This is a genomic window from Micromonospora sp. AMSO1212t (assembly GCF_008868145.1).
Classification (GTDB): Bacteria; Actinomycetota; Actinomycetes; order Mycobacteriales; family Micromonosporaceae; genus Micromonospora; species Micromonospora tulbaghiae.
Window position 1 is genome coordinate 1 of sequence record NZ_WBKS01000128.1, and the last position, 17,695, is coordinate 17,695.

Genomic DNA, 17,695 nt, shown 5'->3' on the forward strand with positions numbered 1-17,695 from the left:
GCCAGGCGGACCGCGGCGGTCAGGACGAGCTGGGCCAGGGCCAGGGGGACCAGGACCAGCCAGCAGAGACGCTGGAGCTGGTCCTCGCGCAGCCTCGGGTAGCTCACCCGCAGCCAGATGATCACGAAAGCGACGGCGAAGACCTTGAGCAGCGTCCAGAGCCAGCCGAGCTGCGCGTCGGCGAACGGGCCCTGCCAGCCGCCGAGGAACAGCACAGTGGTCAGCGCCGCGATCACCACGATGCCCACGTACTCGGCGAGCAGGAAGAACGCGAACCGCAGGCCGGTGTACTCGGTCATGTAGCCGAAGACCAGCTCGGAGTCGGCCACCGGCATGTCGAAAGGTGGGCGGCGGATCTCCGCCAGCCCGGCCACGAAGAAGATCACCATGGCCGGCGCCTGCCACAGCAGCCACCACGGCTGCCACGCCTCCACGATGCCCGGCAGGCTCAGCGTGCCGGCCGCCATCGCCACCGAGGCGGCGGCCAGCACCAGCGGCAGCTCGTACCCGAGCAGCTGGGCCGCGCCACGCAGCCCGCCGAGCAGGCTGTACTTGTTCGCCGACGCCCACGCGGACATGAGCACCGCCAGCACCCCGACGCCCACCACGGCGAGCACGAAGAACAGGCCGATGTCCAGCGGCTGGGCGACCAGGTCACCCGGACCGAGCGGGATGACGAGCAGCACGAGCAGGTACGGCACCAGCGCCACCGCGGGCGCCAGCCGGAACACCGGCCGGTCCGCGTCGCGCGGGGTGACGTCCTCCTTCTGCACGAACTTGATCCCGTCGGCGACCAGCTGGGCCCAGCCGTGGAAGCCGCCCGCGTACATCGGGCCCAGCCTGCCCTGCATGTGCGCCATCACCTTGTGCTCGGCCTGGCCCACGATCAGCGGCAGCGTGAGGAACGCGACGAGCACACCTGCCACGCGCAGGACCAGCTCCAACCAGTCCGGCATCAGCTCTCCCCCGCCGCGTCGGGCTCCGGCTCCTGGCGGGGCGGCCCGGTCGGCCGTTCCCCCGGCAGCGGTCGCCCCAGCGGACTCGGCTGATCGGTCGCCGGAGCAACACCGGACCCCGGCCCGGCCTCCCCGGAAGCGGGCGACTCCGGAGCCTCCCCGGCGGCAGGCCGCGCCGCACCCTCGCCGGCGGTCGCCCGCGCTGCCCCCTCGCCGGGAGCGGCAGGCCGCGCCGGACGCTCACCAGGAACAGACCGCGCCGGGCCATCCCCGGCAGCAGGCCGATCCGAAGCCTCCCCGGCAGGCGGCCGCGCCGGGCGCTCAGCGGAAGCAGGGCGCGCCGGACGCTCCCCCGGAGCGGGCCGCGCCGGACGTTCGCGGGCCGGGCGCGCCGGCGTACCCCCTCGGGGGCCCTCACCGGCGCCGGCCGCACCGGCCGGCGTGGGCGTCGTGCCCCACTCCCCCGGCGCGGGCACGCCCGGCGGCCGGACCGGCCGGCGGCCGCCGCCCGCCTCCGACTCGCCCGGCTCCTTCGCGCCGGGCCACGGCTTGGCGACCCGGGAGGCGAGGACGAACTCCTTGCGCAGCGGGTGCCCCTCGAACTCCGGCGGCAGCAGCAGCGGTCGCAGCTCGCCGTGGCCGGCGAAGTCGATGCCGAACATCTCGTGCGTCTCGCGCTCGTGCCACGCGGCGCCGGGGAACAGGTCGACCACCGACGCGACCACCGGCGTGTCCCGGGGCACCCGGGTACGCAGCAGCAGCCCGTGCCGGTGGCGGACCGACCAGAGGTGCAGCACCACGTCGAAGCCGTCGGCCAGCTCGTCGACCGCCGACAGCCAGTCCAGGAAATCGAGACCCAGCTCGGCGTCGTCGCGCGCCGCGCGCACCGCGTCCGCCCAGCTCGCCGGGGGTACGTCGACGGTGGCGCGGGCGTACCCCTGACCGCCGGAGACGGACGCGGCGGCCTCGACGGGCGCGAGCAGCGCGACCACTCGACGGCCGACCTCTTCCGGAGTCATGCGCTGATCCTATGGCCGACGGCTGCGGACCGGGTCGGGCCGCCCGTGCCGGGATCGTCGCTTTGCCGGACGGGCGGCGGCAGCGCGCGGAAAGATGAGGTCCGTGCGCGCTGTGACTGTGACCCCCGGTGTCCCGGATTCGCTGCGGCTCGTCGAGGACTGGCCCGAGCCGCCGCCAGAGGAGGGCGCGATCCTGGTCGAGGCGCTGGCGGTGGGCGTCTGCGGCACCGACTACGAGATCGTCGCCGGCGAGTACGGCGAGGCGCCGCCGGGCCAGGAGCGGCTGGTGCTCGGGCACGAGTCGCTGGGCCGCGTGCTGGAGGACCCGACCGGCACGTTGCAGACCGGCGACCTGGTCGCCGGCGTGGTCCGCCATCCCGATCCGGTGCCCTGCGCGAACTGCGCGGTGGACGAGTGGGACATGTGTCGCAACGGGCGGTACACCGAGCACGGCATCAAAGGGCTGCCCGGTTTCGCGCGGGAGCGCTGGCGGTTGCAGCCCAAGTTCGCCGTCGGCCTGGACCCGGCGCTCGCATCGGTGGGTGTGCTGCTGGAGCCGACGAGCGTGGTGGCGAAGGCGTGGGACCACATCGAGCGGATCGGCCGCCGGGCCGAGTGGAAACCGATGACGGTGCTGGTGACCGGCGCCGGGCCGATCGGGCTGCTGGCCGCGCTGCTGGGCAGCCAGCGTGGGCTGTCGGTGCACGTGCTGGACCGCAACACCACCGGGCCGAAGCCGGAGCTGGTCCGCGCGCTCGGGGCGACGTACCACACGGCGACCGTGCCGGAGCTGGACGTGAAGCCGGACGTGGTGATCGAGTGCACCGGCGCGCCCACCGTTGTGCTGGACGCCATGTGCAAGGCCGCGCCGACCGGCATCGTCTGCCTGACCGGCGTGTCCAGCGGTGGCCGGACCATCAACTTCGACGCCGGGGCGCTCAACCGGGAGCTGGTGCTGGAGAACAACGTCGTGTTCGGCTCGGTGAACGCCGGCCGGCGGCACTGGGAGATGGCCGCCGAGGCGCTCGCACAGGCCGACCGGTCGTGGCTGACGTCGCTGATCACCCGCCGGGTGCCGCTGCCGAACTACCGCGAGGCGTACGCGCCGGCCGGCGAGGACATCAAGGCGGTGCTCGACTTCACGCAGTGAGGCGGGGCGCCGGATCCGGCGCCCCGGCCCTCTCAGATGCCGGGCAGCCGGCCGTTGCGGAACAGGTCCACGAAGAGCTGGTGGTCCTCGCGCGCCCGGATCCCGTACCGGTGCCCGAAGTCGACCAGGTAGCCGACGAACGCCTCCGGTTCGGCGTCGACGACCGCGACGATGGCCTCCTCGGTGGAGTAGTCGACCAGGTCGTGGCTGGACTCGTCGTCGGCGACCGAGTGCATCCGGGCCACCGCGCGGCCCAGGTCGGCGAGCACACCTGCGAGTTCCTCGGGCTCGTTCACGTCGGCCCAGTCCAGGTCCGCCGCGTACGGGGACACCTCGGCGACGAGCTGCCCGACGCCGTCCAGCTCGGTGAAGCCCAGCCACGGGTCGGCGTGCGCCTGCAACGCGCGCTGCGACTCGGCGGTGCGGTGCCCCTGGTGCCGGAAGTACGACCGGACCCGCTCGTCGTCGACGTACCGCGCCACGGCCGGCACCTGCGCCTGCTTCATGTAGATGACGACGTCGTTCTCCAGCGCCTGGGTGTGCCCCTCCAGCAGCAGGTTGTACGACGGCAGCCCGGCCGACCCGATGCCGACGCCCTTGCGCAGCACCACGTCCTTGATGCCCGCGGCGACCGGGCGCATCCGGGTGGTCGAGTCCGGCAGCGTGTGCAGGTAGTCGGCGAACGCCGCGCAGACCTTCTCCCGGGTGGCGTCGTCGATCTCGTGCACGCCGTCGCCGAGGGAGAACCGGCGCTCGTAGTTGTCGATCGTGGTCTGCGCGGCGAGCAGGTCCACCCGGGTGTTGAGCCGCGCCTGCTGGAGCACCCGGCGCAGCACGCCGTCGGCGTTGTCGAGCGTGATCGAGCCGATCGCGTCGTCCCCGCCCGCGGCGATGGCCCGCAGCTCGGCCAGGTACGACCGGGCGAAGCCGGTCACCAGCTCGCCGATCACCCGGTCGGAGAGCGCCTTGGCGTAGCCGAGCAGCGCCACGCTCGCGGCGAAGCGCTTCAGGTCCCAGGTGAACGGCCCGACGTACGCCTCGTCGAAGTCGTTGACGTTGAACACGAGCTGCCCGGAGGCGTTCATGTAGGTGCCGAAGTTCTCGGCGTGCAGGTCGCCGTGGATCCACACCCGGCTGGTCCGGTCGTCGAGGAACCGGTCGCTGCCGAAGTCGCCGCGCTGGTCGGCGTAGAACAGCGCGGCGCTGCCCCGGTAGAAGGCGAACGGTGACGCCGCCATCTTGCGGAACTTGCGGCGGAACGCCGCCGGGTCGATCGCCATGGACGCGCCGAACTCCTCGGTCAGCACGTCGATGATGAATGCGGAGCGCTTCTCCGCGAGGTCGGTCATGAGCCGCAGGCTAGCTCCGCGTCGCCACCTGGCGGTTCGGTTCAGCCGACCGGCGGACGTACCGGGGGTGCGGTGAGCGCCTCCACCGGCCGCGCCACAGCGTCCGCCGGGGAGGCGAGCGCGTCGGGGCGGGGCACGCCGCCTACGCCCGACTGTTCGGCGGCGATCTTCTCCTGGAGGCGGAGGATGCCGTGCAGCAGCGCCTCCGGACGCGGCGGGCAGCCGGGCACGTACACGTCGACGGGGATGAGCTGGTCGACGCCCTTGGTCACCGAGTAGGAGTCCCAGTACGGCCCGCCGCAGTTGGAGCAGGCGCCGAACGAGATCACGTACTTCGGCTCGGGCATCTGGTCGTAGAGCCGCTTGACCGCCGGGGCCATCTTGTCGGTGACGGTGCCGCTGACCACCATCAGGTCGGCCTGCCGGGGGCCGTGGGCGAACGGGATCACACCGAGCCGCATGAAGTCGTGCCGGCCCATGCTGGTCGCGATGAACTCGATGGCGCAGCAGGCCAGGCCGAAGTTGAAGACCCAGAGCGAGTAGCGGCGGCCCCAGTTCAGCACGAACCGGATCGGCTCGCCGAGCACGGCCGACACCTGCACCTCGGGCCTCCCCTGTCTGCGAAATTCCGCTGTCCCTGAACCGACAGTCAACCACAGCGTCCGGATCGGCAACCCTCGCAACCGGTACGGGCGTCAAGGCGTGTGACCGGCGTGACCGCGTCGACGGTACGCACACGGGGAGGACCAGGTGACGGTGACGAGGGAGCCGATGCTCGACGAGCCACCCGAGGGGACAGCGAGGCGCGCCGAGCGGCGCGAGGCGGTCGACTTCGACGGGCTCTACCACGCGCACTTCCGGTCCCTGACCATTCAGCTCACCGCCTACTGCGGTGACCTGTCCCAGGCGCAGGACATGGTGCAGGAGGCGTTCTGCCGGGCGTTCGCCCGCTGGTCCCGGGTGTCCCGCTACGACGACCCGGTGGCCTGGGTCCGCCGGGTGGCCTGGAACCTGGCCACCAGCCGCTGGCGGCGGCTGCGGACGGCCCAGGCGTGGCTGCACCGGCAGCGGGAGGAGTACGTGCCGGGGCCGGGGCCGGACCGGGTCGCGCTGACCGCCGCGCTGTCCGAGCTGCCGGCCCATCAGCGCCGCGCCGTGGTCCTGCACTACCTGGCCGATCTCAGCGTCGCGCAGATCGCGGCGCAGGAGGACGTGCCGGAGGGCACCGTCAAGTCCTGGCTGTACCGGGGGCGGGCCGCGCTGGCGGCGAAGCTGACCACCACGAGCGAGGTGAACCACCATGACTGAGCCCGACGACATCCTGGTCGGCGGCGAGTTCGCCGAGTTCCGCGCGGCGTACGCCCCGGTGGTGCACCCGGCCGGGACGGCCGCGGTCCGGCGCACGGTCCGGCACCGCCGCCGGCGGACCTCGGTGGTCACCGCGGCGGCCGTGGTGCTCGCCGTGGTGATCCCGGTGGGCGCGAACGCCGCCCTGGACCGGCGGTCCGGGCCGCCCCCCGTGCCCGCGCAGACCGTCACCCCGACTCCGTCCGAGAGCACGTCGCCGCCACCGTCGACGCCGCCGCCGAGCACGGCCGGCTCGACCCCGGTCGCTCCGGACGGGCGGATCACCCGGTCCCAGCTGCTCGCGGCCCGGCTCGACCTCGTGTCCTGGGCGGACGCACCGAAGACCTGCGTCAGTGACGACGTCCGGCTCCGGTCCGGCCCGCAGAACGAATCGGTCCCGACGCTGCTCGCCGGGCCGGAGTACGCCGACCTCGACGGTGACGGCGCGACCGAGACCGTCGTCCTCGTCGCCTGCCGCTACGGCGAGGCATCGGGCAAGCAGGTGCTCGCCTTCGATCGGGACGGGGACGGCCGGATCATCACCATGGGCCGGGTGGTCGGCACCCGTGAGGGCATGGATGACATCACCGAGTTCTCGGTGCGGGACGGCGGGGAGATCCGGGCGCACGTCGCCGACATCCAGCCCTGTTGCAGCACCCCGGAGTGGGCGCCGCAACGCCAGTGGCGGACGTACGCCTGGAACGGTGAACGGTTCCGGCAGGTCGCCGGACCCACGAAGTTCGGCACCGACCCCCGTCTGACCGACCTCGCGATGACCGCCCGCGACGTCGTGGCCGGGCCGCCGGACAGGGAGGGGATCCGGAAGGTCACGGTCACCGTGACGGTGGTGAATCGCGGGCCGGTGAGCGTGCGTCAGCTCGGGTTCACCGGTTGGTACGACTACACGAGACCGAACGGGTCCGCCCTGGACCGGTGCCGGAACGTGCGTCTCGACGGAAGCATCGCCTGCGTGCTGGACACCCTGTCGGTGGGCGCGAGCAGGACGTACACGTTCACGTTCGACCATCCGGCGACCGCCGAGGAGCCGCCGACGCTGCAGGTGATCCACATCGACTCGCAGGAGCGGTACTGGAACGACCTGACCTGGAAGGACAACGAGGTCGAGCTGACCTCAGTCGGCTGACCGACAGTTTTGCTCCGCAACCGACCGTCCTTTCTGGACGTGTCACCGGCATCGGACGGACGGAGATACCGCCGTCCGGCAACGGGGAATCACGGGAGGAACAGCATGACCACACGTACGGCACGGATCGCCACCGCACTACTGGGTGGGGCCGCCGCACTGATCACCCTGGCCGCGCCGGCCGCCGCCGCGCCGAGCGCCGCCACCGCCGGCCGCGTCGACGTCACGGCGCAGCGGCTCGTCCTCGACCCGACCGATCGGGGGTACGTCGGGACGCTCACCGCGACGGTGACCAACCGGCGGTCGACAGCGACGTCGGTGAGCCTGGTCGTCACCGAGCCGGCGGGGGCCTCGTTCACCTCCATCGAGCCCGGCGGTGGTTGCTTCTACAACCGCCTGGTGGAGAACCGGCTGGTGATCGGCTGCGGCGGCGAACAGATCGAGGCCGGCAAGAGCCTCACCTTCCGGCTCGGGTTCCAGGTCTGGACCAGCGCGCGCAGCTACCCGATGGTGGCGAACGGCGGGCGGATCGAGGTCGTCCCGAGCGGCGCCACCGCGGCCTCCGACGCCACCGGCTTCACCACCCTCTTCCGCTCCACCACCGGCAGCCTGCGCAAGCCGCGCCCGTACGTGCAGGCCGTCGACACCGACCTCAGCATCCGGGGCAGCGCGGTGACGCTGACCCCGCAGCCGGACGGCACCCTGCTCGGCCGGATGCCGGTCACCGTGCGCTACGGCAACGACGCGCCGACCTTCGCTCTCAACGTCGGGGCCACCCTGCCCGCGGGCGTGCAGGTCGACCACATCGAGCCGCAGGACATGCCGAGCTTCCCGTACGGGTTCTCCGTGCCGGGCGGCCGGTTCGTGCCGGGCGAGGAGCGCACCTTCGACGTCTTCCTCCGGGCGCCCGCCGGCACGGCCGCGGGTGAGCTGGGTACCGGCAGCCTGACCGTGACCGGGAGCTACTTCTACGGGGCCGACGACCCGCAGGACGTGGACCCGTCGGACAACACCACGTCGTTCACGGTGACCGCGGCCGCCGCGAGCTGACCGTCGCCCGCCCGGCCGGCGCCCACGCGCCGGCCGGGCGTCGCCGTGTCACCAGGCCGGGCGCTGGAGCAACCCGACGAACTCGGCGAGCAGCCGTTCCCGCAGCCGCGCCGGGGCGGCGTCGAGCAGCGTGTTGACCACCGCCATCCGGTCCGGCACACCGGTGCCGCCGGCCAGGCCGAGCCCGCCGGCCAGCCCGGCCACCAGCTCGGGGGTGAGCGCCTCCGGCGTGAGGCTGCCGGCGAGCGCCAGCAGTTCCGGCGGCAGCACGACCGGCCCGGCGGTGCGGGCCGCCGCGACCGCCTCGGCCAGCGCCGGGCCGAACTCGGCCACCCGGGGCGCCACCGCCGCGGTCACCGTGAGGTGGACGCTGGCCGGCAGATCGGCGTACGTGAGCTGGGGCTGGGTGTGCCAGCCACGCGCGGTCAGCTCGTCGACGAGCACGAACAGGTCGAGCCCGGGATCGTCACTGGTGAAGCAGACCACTGTGGTCTCCGGTTCGGCCATCAGCCGCAGGCCGCCGGTGGCCCGTACCGCGTCGGCCAGCCCGGCGACCGCGTCCCGGGTGGCGGCGGCCAGCCGCAGGTAGCCGTCCTCGCCGAGGTGGCGGAGTGTGGCGTACGCGGCGGCGATCGGCCCACCGGACCGGGTGGAGGCGATCACCGGGTTCACCATGGTGTAGCCGGGCCAGTCCGCGTACGCGAAGAACTGCGGCGCGCGCAGCGCCGGATCGCGGTGCAGCAGCACCGAGACGCCTTTCGGCGCGTACGCGTACTTGTGCAGGTCCACCGAGATCGAGGTGACCCCCGGTACGGCGAAGTCGAACGGCGGCACGGGCGCGCCGAGCCGCCGCAGCCAGGGCAGCGCCCAGCCGCCGAAGCAGGCGTCCACGTGACACCGCACCCCGGCGGCCTCCGCGACGGCCGCGATCTCCGCGACCGGGTCGACCACCCCGTGGGCGTACGACGGGGCGGACGCGACCACCAGCACGGTCTCCGGGCGGATCGCGGCGGCCACCGCTGCCGCGTCCGGCCGCAACGTCACCGGGTCGACGGGCACGGTGTCGAGCGCGACCCGCAGGTAGTGCGCCGCCTTGGCGAACGCGGCGTGCGCGCTCGCCGGCGCCACGATCCGCGGCTCGGTCAGGTCGGGTCGGGCGTCCCGGGCCGCCTTGACGGCGAGCAGCAGCGACTCGGTGCCGCCGCTGGTGACGCTGCCGACCACGTCCGGCGCGCCGGTGGCGGGGCCGCCGCCGAGCAGCCGGGCGGCGGCGCCGACGAGCGCGTTCTCCATCGCCAGCAGCGACGGGAACGCGGTCGGGTCGAGCCCGTTCACGTGCGCGCTCTCCGCGTACGCGGCCTGCGCCAGCGCGTCCAGCCCGGCCACGCCGGGGTCGTAGACGTACGCGAACAGCCTCCCGCCGTGCGTCGGACGGTCGGCGGCCCGCAGCGCGCGGATCTCGTCGAGCACGTGTGCCGCGGGCATCCCCCGCGCGGGCAGCGCGCCCACGTCTGCCGTGTCGGTCATCGGGTGGTTCCTCTCGTGGACGGGCCGGGCGGACGGTGCGTGCTCATGCCCGCGCGACCGGTGCGGCGCCGTCGGCCTCGGGTGCGGCGGCGGCCGACGTGGTGGCCCCGGGCTCGGTGGCGTCGGGCGCGGTGGCCAGCTGCGCCGGGGTCAGGGTGTAGCCGCGCAGCAGCACCAGCGGGATCGCCACCAGCAGGGCGGGCAGCACGGTGAAGCCGAGCAGCACGCCGAGCCGTGCCGTGTCCGACTGGACGGCGGCGGTCCCGGTGGACGAGGAGACGTAGCCGGAGAGCTGGAGCACCAGCCCGTAGATGCCCGGCCCCAGCGCCAGCCCGAACGTCTCCCCGGCCGTCCACAGGCCGGTGAACACCCCGGCCTGCCGCCGCCCGGTGCGCGCGGTGTCGTACGCGATGCAGTCCGGCAGCATGGCCAGCGCGAACACCTGCTGGCCCGCGTACCCGACGCCGATCACCGCGACCACCGCGTAGGCCGCGGCGGCGGGCAGAGCGGGCGCGGTGACCAGGGCCAGCGCTCCCGCCGCGAAGATCAGCGACGCGGCGACCAGCGACGTCCGCTTGCCCAGCCGGGCGCCGGCCCGGGACCAGAGCGGCATGACCAGCAGCGCGGGCGCGACGAAGCAGGCGAACAGCAGCGTCGGGCCGCTGTCCGGCTCGCGCAGCACCTGGCCGGCGAAGTACTTCACCCCGGCCAGCACGGTGGCCACCCCGGCGGACTGGATCACGAAGCAGATCAGCAGCACCCGGAACGGCCGGTTGCCGGTGGCGACCGCGAGCTGGGCGCGCAGGCTCGGCTCGCTCTCCCCCACCGTCCCGGTCGGCGCGGACCGGGTGCCGAGGAAGACGCCGACGGTGCCGGCGACGATGAGCGCGGCGACGAACAGACCCATCCACCGGTGGCCGGGAACGCCGTCGCCGCCGGCGGCCACCACCGCCGGGGCCACCGCTCCGGAGACCAGGATGGCCAGCGCCAGCACCGCGATCCGCCAGGTCATCATCCGGGTACGCTCCGCCGGGTCGGCGGTCAGCTCGGCCGGCATGGCCACGTAGGGCACCTGGAAGAAGGCGAACGCGGTGGCGGTCGCCAGGAACGCCAGCGCCACGTACGCGGCGGCGGCCGGGCCGTTCGCGAACGGCGCGGCGAAGATCGAGGCGAACAGCACCGCGAGCGCCAGCCCGCCGACGAGCAGGTACGGCCGGCGCGCGCCCCAGCGGGAGCGGGTCCGGTCGGAGATCCGCCCGGCGACCGGGTTGACCAGCACGTCCCACGCCTTCGGCAGCAGCACCAGCAGCGCGGCCAGCCCGGCGGCGACGCCGAGCGTGTCGGTGAGGTACGGCAGCAGGAGCAGCCCGGGCACGGTGCCGAACGCGCCGGTGACCAGGGAACCCAGCGCGTACCCGAGGTGCACCCGGCGGGGCAGGCCCGAAGCTGTCATGGAGCCGAATGCTACTCACGTTATGGCCCGGGTCACATCCCCTCCTCCGGCGACCAGGACGCCGCCGCCAGGTCCACCCGGTCGCCGCGCAGCGGGCACCCCTCGGCGAGCAGCCGCTCCCGGGCCTTGCGCTCGTGCCCCGGCGGCATCCGGCCGGCCGCGTTCACCACCCGGTGCCACGGCACGCCGCCTCCGTGCCGCGCCATGATCGAGCCGACCAGCCGCGGCGATGCCCGCCCTGAGCGGTCGGCGAGCGCGTCGGCCACCGCCCCGTACGACATCACCCGCCCCGGCGGGATCCGCTCGACCAGCGCCAGCACCGCCTCGACGTACTCGTCAGGTGTCACGAGCTGCCACGATATGGGAACGCGCCGCGGCGTCACAGACCGCAGCGCGCAGAATGGTCGGGTGCGCGAAGCAGTCACCTCGGCCCGGCGGATCGTCGTCAAGATCGGTTCGTCCTCGCTGACCACCGCGACGGGCGGCCTGGACGACGCCCGGGTCGACGCGCTCGTCGACACGCTCGGCGGGCTCGCGACCTCCGGACGCGAGGTGGTGCTGGTCTCCTCCGGCGCGATCGCCGCCGGGCTCGCCCCGCTGCGGCTGCCCCGGCGCCCGCGCGACCTGGCTACCCAGCAGGCCGCCGCCAGCGTCGGCCAGGGCCTGCTCATCGGGCGGTACGCGGCCGCGTTCGCCCGGCACGGCCGCACCGTCGGACAGGTGCTGCTCACCGTCGACGACGTGACCCGGCGGGCGCACTACCGCAACGCGTACCGGACGCTGCGCAAGCTGCTCGACCTGCGGGCCGTGCCGATCGTCAACGAGAACGACACGGTGGCCACCGAGGAGATCCGGTTCGGCGACAACGACCGCCTCGCCGCGCTCGTCGCCGCGCTCGTCGACGCCGACCTGCTGGTGCTGCTCTCCGACGTCGACGCGCTCTGGACCGGCAACCCGGCCCGTCCCGGCAGCACCCGGATCACCGAGGTGCACGGCGAGGGCGACCTCGCGGGCGTGGACATCGGCGGGGCCGGCCGGGCCGGGGTGGGCACCGGCGGCATGGTGACGAAGGTCGAGGCGGCCCGGATCGCCACCGGTTTCGGCATCCCGGTGGTGCTCACCGCCGCACCGCTGGCCGCGCCGGCGCTGGCCGGGGAGCCGGTCGGCACGTACTTCCACCCGAGCAGCCGCCGACCCGCCGCGCGCCTGTTCTGGCTCGCGCACGCCACCGCGCCCCGGGGCCGCCTGCACCTCGACCCGGGCGCGGTGCAGGCGGTGGTCGGCCGCCGCAAGTCGCTGCTGCCCGCGGGTATCACCGCCGTCGACGGCGCGTTCACCGCCGGGGACCCGGTCGACCTGGTCGACACCGCCGGCGCGCCGGTCGCACGGGGGCTGGTCAACTACGACGCGGTGGAACTGCCCGGCCTGCTCGGCCGTTCCACGTCCGAACTCGCCGCGGCGCTCGGCCCGGCGTACGAACGTGAGGTCGTCCACCGCGACGACCTCGTCCTGCTGTGAGCCCCACCGGTGAAGGAGTACGCACGATGAGCGTCGTCGAGCAGGCCCGGCGAGCCCGGGACGCGGCGGAAGCCCTGGCCACGGCCACCCGTACCGTGAAGGACGCCGCGCTGCACGCGATGGCCGACGCGCTCGTGGCGCGTACCCCGGAGGTGCTGGCGGCGAACGCGGCGGACCTGGCGGCCGGGCGCGAGGCCGGGCTGTCCGCGGCCGTGCTGGACCGGCTCGCGCTCGACGAGGGCCGGGTGGCCGCCATCGCCGACGCGTTGCGCCAGATGGCCGCGCTGCCCGACCCGGTTGGTGAGGTGGTACGCGGCTCGACGCTGCCGAACGGCCTGGAACTGCGCCAGGTGCGGGTGCCGTTCGGGGTGGTCGGCATCGTCTACGAGGGCCGGCCGAACGTGACAGTCGACGCCGCCGGGATCTGCCTGAAGTCCGGCAACGCGGCGCTGCTGCGCGGCTCCTCGTCGGCCGCGCACTCCAACGCCGCGCTGGTCGGGGTGCTGCGCGACGCGGTCTCCGGCGCCGGGCTGCCGGCGGACGCGGTGCAGCTGCTCGACTCCAGCACGCGCGACTCGGTCAAGGAGCTGATGCGCGCCCGCGGCCTGGTCGACGTGCTGATCCCGCGCGGCGGCGCGTCGCTGATCCGCGCCGTCGTGGAGGAGTCGACGGTGCCGGTGATCGAGACCGGAGTGGGCAACTGCCACGTGTACGTGGACGCCGCCGCCGACCTCGGCAAGGCCCTGGCGATCACGCTGAACGCCAAGACCCAGCGGCTGTCCACCTGCAACACCGCCGAGTCGCTGCTGGTCCACCGCGACGTGGCGGACGAGTTCCTGCCGGCGGTGCTGGCCGCGTTCGCCGACGCCGGGGTGACGGTGCACGGCACGCCCGCTGTGGCCGCCCACTCCGACGCCGTGGTGCCGGCCACCGAGGAGGACTTCGGCACCGAGTACCTCTCCGCCGACATCTCGGTCGCCGTGGTCGACTCGCTGGACGCGGCGGTCGCGCACATCCGCCGGTACGGCACCGGTCACACCGAGGCGATCGTCACCGACTCGCAGCGCACGGCCCGGGAGTTCGTGGCCCGGGTGGACGCCGCCGCGGTCATGGTCAACGCGTCCACCCGGTTCACCGACGGTGGCGAGTTCGGCTTCGGCGCGGAGATCGGCATCTCGACGCAGAAGCTGCACGCGCGCGGCCCGATGGGCCTGCCGGAGCTGACCAGCACCAAGTACGTGGTGACCGGGGACGGCCACCTGCGCTGATCCGCCCAGGACCGGCTACGCGAGCTGGAGTGGATCCCCGTCCGCCGACGGACCGTCCGGCTGCGACACGGTGGTCCCCGCGGTCGTGGGCGCCGAGAACGGAGGCAGCCCCGGGGACCCGGGCACGGACGAGCCGTCGTCCGCGCCCGGGTCGGGCAGCACCGTCCAGGCGGACCACGGTGCCGGCCCGGCGTCCGGAACGGCCGACGACTCGGTCGAACCGGCCGGTAGGTCGGGTCCGACACCCGGGCCGGACGACGATTCAGGGCCGCCGCCCGGCGACAGCTCGGGGCCGGTGACAGAAGACACGTCGGGGGGCGGCGGGGCGGCTGGTGGCCGGCGCGGGGCCGGCACCGCGGGCGGCGCGGGCAACTCGGCGGCCTGCGGCACCACGAACGGCGCTCCGGACACCGGGGCCTCGGGCGCGCTGGGCCGGCACGCGCGGATCGCCCGCAGCGTGGTGTGCACGTCGAACTGGTGGCCGTCGTCGCTGTCCCAGCCACCGTCGCTGCGCTGGGTCTCGGCGAGCCGCCTGCGCGCGGAGACCAGCAGCCACTGCTCCTCGCCCACGTCGACCCGGCGCAGCGTGGCGGCCAGCCAGGCCACGTCGGCCGGGGACATCCGGGGGATCCGGTCGGCCAGCACCGCCTGGATGCGGGCCGACTCGTAGTACATCTGCTGGCGGTGCAGCACCGCGGCGGCGAGCCAGCCGGCGGGCAGGAAGGACGGCCAGCTTCCGTCCGGCGCCAGCTGCGCGGCGAGCGCCTGCGCCGCCGCCTGCACCACACCGGCGTACGCGCCGCCGACCCGGTGGTCGAGCGGCCCGGCGGCCCGGGCGTCCAGTCCGGCCACCGTGAGCCAGAACCCGGCGTTGGCGGTCTGGTAGAGCCGGGCCTCGGGGTCGCCCGGGGTGGCCCACTCGGGGGCGAGCCCGGCCAGTGACGGGTCCTCGTCCCAGCCGCCGTCGGGCAGTTGCCGGGCGGCCAGCCAGTCCAGTGCGTGCCGGGCGGCCGGGCGGCCCAGCGCGCCGAGGTCGTCCAGCTCGGCGAGGCGGAAGCAGGTCGCGTCGACCGAGGCGACCTCGCCGTCGAGGACGGCGGGCCAGCCACCGCCCGGCGCCTGCCCGGCCTCGGCGGCGTCGAGCACGTCCGGCGGCACCGGAGCGCCGGAGCGCAGCCGGGAGAGGCGGGCACGGTCCACCGCGTCACCGTGAGCGATGACGAATCCGATCGCCGCGTCCAAGTCGACCACGGCACTGACGGTACTGGTGCGGCCGAGGTTACGCCTCGGTAGCTCGGTCAGGGCCGGTACCGCCCACCGGCCCTTGCGATCATCCGCCGATGGGTTGCGCGACCGTGCGTTTGCCCATGCCAGGGGGTACGGAAAGCACGATGGGCCCGCCCGGTACGCCGGGCGGGCCCATCGACACGACTCAGTACGAGGGCAGCGACGGGTCGATCTGCTTGACCCAGGAGAGCACGCCGCCCTGGACGTGCACCGCGTCGGTGAAACCCGCCGCCTTCAGCGCGGCGAGCGCCTCGGCGGAGCGGACGCCGGACTTGCAGTGCAGCACGATCTGCCGGTCCTGCGGGAACTTCGCCAGCGCCTCGCCGGACAGGATCTCGCCCTTGGGGATGAGCGTCGAGCCGGGAATCCGGACGATCTCGTACTCGGCGGGCTCGCGCACGTCGACCAGGAAGACGTCCTTGCCGGAGTCCTGCCAGTCCTTCAGCTCCAGCGCGGTGATGGTCGAGTCGACCACCGCCTCCTGCGCCTCGTCGGAGACCGCGCCGCAGAAGTCCTCGTAGTCCTCCATCAGGTCGGTGAGGGTCGGGTTCTCGCCGCAGAGCACGCAGTTCGGGTCCTTGCGGACCTTGATCTTGCGGTAGCTCATCTCCAGGGCGTCGTAGACCATCAGCCGGCCGACGAGCGGCTCACCGATGCCGGCGAGCAACTTGATCGCCTCGTTGACCTGGATCGACCCGATCGACGCGCAGAGCACGCCGAGCACGCCGCCCTCGGCGCAGGACGGGACCATGCCGGGCGGCGGCGGCTCCGGGTAGAGGCAGCGGTAGCAGGGGCCGTGTTCGGCCCAGAACACCGACGCCTGGCCGTCGAAGCGGTAGATCGAACCCCAGACGTACGGCTTGCCGAGCAGCACCGCCGCGTCGTTGACCATGTACCGGGTGGCGAAGTTGTCGGTGCCGTCGACGATCAGGTCGTACCGGGAGAAGATGTCCCGGACGTTCTCCCGGTCCAGCGCGGTGTTGTGGATCTCCACGTTGACCAGCGGGTTGATCTCGCGGATCGACGCCGCGGCGGACTCGGCCTTGGAGCGGCCCACGTCGGAGACGCCGTGGATGACCTGGCGCTGGAGGTTCGACTCGTCGACGGTGTCGAAGTCGATGATGCCGAGCGTGCCGACACCGGCCGCGGCGAGGTAGAGCAGGGCCGGCGAGCCGAGGCCACCGGCGCCGACACAGAGCACCCGGGCGTTCTTCAGCCGCTTCTGCCCCTCAACCCCGACGTCCGGGATGATCAGGTGGCGCGAGTAGCGGCGGATCTCGTCTACGGTCAGCTCGGCGGCGGGTTCGACGAGCGGGGGCAACGACACGGTGGACTCCCCGGGATCGGCGGTGTGACCGCGCCATTGTCGCTCGCCGGGGCGGGGATCGGCCATGATGAGGGACACTCGGCCCGAACTGCGGGACCGGGAATAACTCAGACGCCGTCGGTGGGCTCGCCGGAGTACCGCATCCCGCCGACGTACGGCCAGGCGTTGGGCAGGCAGCCGTCCAGCCCGTACGTCTGCTGCTGCATCACCGGGGCGGGCGCGCCGGGCTCGGGGCACGCCTGGTGCAGCTCCCCGAACTCGTGCCCGACCTCGTGGTTGATCACGTACGTGCGGTAGACCTCCAGCGGAGCGCCGTAGTCGGGCACCGCAGTCATCCACCGGGCCAGGTTGAGCACGACCCGGCCGGGCAGCCGGCAGGAGGTGTACCGGTCGGTGCGCAGGCCGCCTTCGGCGCACATCCGCTCCGAGGTGACCGGGGTTGCGAGGTAGACGGTGAAGTCGGCCGCCGCCGCCTCCGGCACCCGCTGCACCCGCAGGTCCCCGGACGCGATCCAGCTGCGCGGGTCGCCCAGCACCGCGTCCACGGTGGCGGCGAACTCGTCGGCGTGCTGCCCCGTGTCCTGCTCGACCTCGACCCGGTAGCGGCGCAGCGGGCCCTCCTGTCCGCGTACCGGAGAGCGGCCCCGGGCCACCGCGAACGTGCCGGGGCCGGCGGTGGGATAGCCGGTCGGCGCGGGGGCCGGCACGTCGGCCTCGGCGGCGCCGCGCGCCAGCGACGGTTCGGCGGCGAGCGACGTCACGCCGTGCCCGGACGACGGCGCGTTCAGCCGGGTGATGCCGACCGCGCCGCTGACGGCCGCGAGCAGCATCGCCAGCAGCAGCACCGAGCGGCGACGGCGCCGCCGCATCCGGCGCAGGGTGGGACGCTCGGGTGGCGGCGCGGCGGTGTTGTCGTAAGGGGACGACGACGTCATGACCTCAGCGTGCCATGCAATTCGGGCATTTAGCTGCTTTTGCCGCCTATGCCGCGAATGTTCTTCACAAACCGGCGCTCAGAGGGCCGGCCCGGTGTACCGCTTCCCGCCCACGTAGGGCCACGGGTTCGGCCGGCAGCCCTTGAGGAACAGCGTCTGCTGCTGCATCACCGGCGCCGGCCGGCCCGCGCCCGGGCACCCCTCGTGCCGGTGCCCGAGCTGGTGGCCCACCTCGTGGTTGACCACGTAGAGCCGGTAGTCGTCCAGCGGCATCCCGGCGGCGACCAGGTGCGGCGCCGAGGTCCGCCACCGGGCCAGGTTGATCACCACCTTGCCCGGCACCCGGCACGACGTGTACGGCACAC

Annotated in this window: 15 protein-coding genes and 2 pseudogenes; 6 read left to right on the forward strand and 11 right to left on the reverse strand. The window is 73.9% G+C overall.

Features of this window, described 5'->3' with window-relative positions; all coding sequences use genetic code 11:
* Together nuoH and F8279_RS30715 are read right to left on the reverse strand one after the other, a co-directional pair.
* The coding region (nuoH, locus tag F8279_RS24595) for an NADH-quinone oxidoreductase subunit NuoH (RefSeq protein ID WP_151501205.1) at positions 1 to 956 on the reverse strand (956 nt) is incomplete at its 3' end.
* A 452-nt stretch (positions 957 to 1,408) separates the two neighbouring features.
* Positions 1,409 to 1,975 (reverse strand): annotated as a pseudogene (locus tag F8279_RS30715) (NADH-quinone oxidoreductase subunit C); the annotation flags it as partial.
* 103 nt (positions 1,976 to 2,078) lie between these two features.
* Here F8279_RS30715 and F8279_RS24605 point away from each other — a divergent pair.
* Positions 2,079 to 3,125, forward strand: coding sequence for a glucose 1-dehydrogenase (locus F8279_RS24605; protein WP_175438861.1), 1,047 nt, complete (start codon positions 2,079 to 2,081; stop codon positions 3,123 to 3,125).
* Positions 3,126 to 3,157: 32 nt separating this feature from the next.
* Here F8279_RS24605 and F8279_RS24610 read toward each other — a convergent pair whose 3' ends face one another.
* Complete coding sequence (locus F8279_RS24610; RefSeq protein ID WP_151501206.1) at positions 3,158 to 4,474, reverse strand: DUF2252 domain-containing protein; 1,317 nt, start codon at positions 4,472 to 4,474, stop codon at positions 3,158 to 3,160.
* 41 nt (positions 4,475 to 4,515) lie between these two features.
* A complete protein-coding gene (locus F8279_RS24615) occupies positions 4,516 to 5,076 on the reverse strand; it encodes an NADH-quinone oxidoreductase subunit B (protein WP_151501207.1) in 561 nt (186 codons plus the stop codon).
* 148 nt (positions 5,077 to 5,224) lie between these two features.
* Between F8279_RS24615 and F8279_RS24620 the strand changes: the two genes are divergently transcribed.
* From F8279_RS24620 to F8279_RS24630, 3 genes are all read left to right on the forward strand, one after another.
* A complete protein-coding gene (locus tag F8279_RS24620; RefSeq protein ID WP_091426503.1) occupies positions 5,225 to 5,782 on the forward strand; it encodes a SigE family RNA polymerase sigma factor in 558 nt (185 codons plus the stop codon).
* Complete coding sequence (locus F8279_RS24625) at positions 5,775 to 6,965, forward strand: hypothetical protein (protein ID WP_151501208.1); 1,191 nt, start codon at positions 5,775 to 5,777, stop codon at positions 6,963 to 6,965. The genes F8279_RS24620 and F8279_RS24625 overlap by 8 nt, the downstream gene beginning before the upstream one ends.
* Before the next feature lie 105 nt (positions 6,966 to 7,070).
* Positions 7,071 to 8,015 carry a hypothetical protein gene (locus F8279_RS24630; RefSeq protein ID WP_151501209.1) on the forward strand — a complete coding sequence of 315 codons (945 nt, stop codon included), beginning with the start codon at positions 7,071 to 7,073 and terminating at the stop codon, positions 8,013 to 8,015.
* A 48-nt stretch (positions 8,016 to 8,063) separates the two neighbouring features.
* On the opposite strand, the gene F8279_RS24635 is transcribed toward F8279_RS24630, so the two are convergent.
* The 3 genes from F8279_RS24635 to F8279_RS24645 are packed head-to-tail and all read right to left on the reverse strand — an operon-like array spanning position 8,064 to position 11,342.
* Positions 8,064 to 9,542 (reverse strand): aminotransferase class V-fold PLP-dependent enzyme, encoded by a 1,479-nt coding sequence (locus tag F8279_RS24635; RefSeq protein WP_151501210.1) that lies wholly within the window; start codon positions 9,540 to 9,542, stop codon positions 8,064 to 8,066.
* 43 nt (positions 9,543 to 9,585) lie between these two features.
* Positions 9,586 to 10,995: an MFS transporter gene (locus F8279_RS24640; RefSeq protein ID WP_151501211.1), complete on the reverse strand. Its 1,410-nt coding sequence runs from the start codon at positions 10,993 to 10,995 to the stop codon at positions 9,586 to 9,588.
* 32 nt (positions 10,996 to 11,027) lie between these two features.
* Entirely contained in the window at positions 11,028 to 11,342 is a 315-nt protein-coding gene (locus tag F8279_RS24645) for an MGMT family protein (protein ID WP_151501212.1), read from the reverse strand.
* Positions 11,343 to 11,355: 13 nt separating this feature from the next.
* Between F8279_RS24645 and proB the strand changes: the two genes are divergently transcribed.
* The gene (gene proB, locus F8279_RS24650) at positions 11,356 to 12,513 is read left to right on the forward strand and encodes a glutamate 5-kinase (RefSeq protein ID WP_151501213.1); all 1,158 of its coding nucleotides are present in this window, start codon (positions 11,356 to 11,358) and stop codon (positions 12,511 to 12,513) included.
* A gap of 26 nt (positions 12,514 to 12,539) precedes the next feature.
* Positions 12,540 to 13,781 (forward strand): glutamate-5-semialdehyde dehydrogenase, encoded by a 1,242-nt coding sequence (locus F8279_RS24655; protein WP_151501214.1) that lies wholly within the window; start codon positions 12,540 to 12,542, stop codon positions 13,779 to 13,781.
* Positions 13,782 to 14,213: 432 nt separating this feature from the next.
* On the opposite strand, the pseudogene F8279_RS24660 reads toward F8279_RS24655, so the two are convergent.
* The 4 genes and pseudogenes from F8279_RS24660 to F8279_RS24675 all read right to left on the reverse strand — a co-directional run.
* Positions 14,214 to 15,044, reverse strand: a pseudogene (locus F8279_RS24660) (prenyltransferase/squalene oxidase repeat-containing protein); the annotation flags it as partial.
* Between the two features lie 169 nt (positions 15,045 to 15,213).
* On the reverse strand, positions 15,214 to 16,461 hold the full coding sequence (gene moeZ, locus F8279_RS24665) for an adenylyltransferase/sulfurtransferase MoeZ (protein ID WP_175438863.1): 1,248 nt from the start codon (positions 16,459 to 16,461) through the stop codon (positions 15,214 to 15,216).
* Between the two features lie 41 nt (positions 16,462 to 16,502).
* A complete protein-coding gene (locus F8279_RS24670) occupies positions 16,503 to 17,330 on the reverse strand; it encodes a DUF3152 domain-containing protein (protein ID WP_151501216.1) in 828 nt (275 codons plus the stop codon).
* 78 nt (positions 17,331 to 17,408) lie between these two features.
* Positions 17,409 to 17,695: DUF3152 domain-containing protein (locus F8279_RS24675; protein ID WP_151501217.1), on the reverse strand; the 287-nt coding region annotated here is incomplete at its 5' end.

Coding starts and splice junctions, on each gene's coding strand:
- F8279_RS24610 (WP_151501206.1), bottom strand. CDS start 4,474: ATGACCGACCTCGCGGAGAAGCGCTCCGCATTCATCATCGACGTGCTG.
- moeZ (WP_175438863.1), bottom strand. CDS start 16,461: ATGGCCGATCCCCGCCCCGGCGAGCGACAATGGCGCGGTCACACCGCC.
- F8279_RS24635 (WP_151501210.1), bottom strand. CDS start 9,542: ATGACCGACACGGCAGACGTGGGCGCGCTGCCCGCGCGGGGGATGCCC.
- F8279_RS24655 (WP_151501214.1), top strand. CDS start 12,540: ATGAGCGTCGTCGAGCAGGCCCGGCGAGCCCGGGACGCGGCGGAAGCC.
- F8279_RS24670 (WP_151501216.1), bottom strand. CDS start 17,330: ATGACGTCGTCGTCCCCTTACGACAACACCGCCGCGCCGCCACCCGAG.
- proB (WP_151501213.1), top strand. CDS start 11,356: ATGGGAACGCGCCGCGGCGTCACAGACCGCAGCGCGCAGAATGGTCGG.
- F8279_RS24630 (WP_151501209.1), top strand. CDS start 7,071: ATGACCACACGTACGGCACGGATCGCCACCGCACTACTGGGTGGGGCC.
- F8279_RS24625 (WP_151501208.1), top strand. CDS start 5,775: ATGACTGAGCCCGACGACATCCTGGTCGGCGGCGAGTTCGCCGAGTTC.
- F8279_RS24640 (WP_151501211.1), bottom strand. CDS start 10,995: ATGACAGCTTCGGGCCTGCCCCGCCGGGTGCACCTCGGGTACGCGCTG.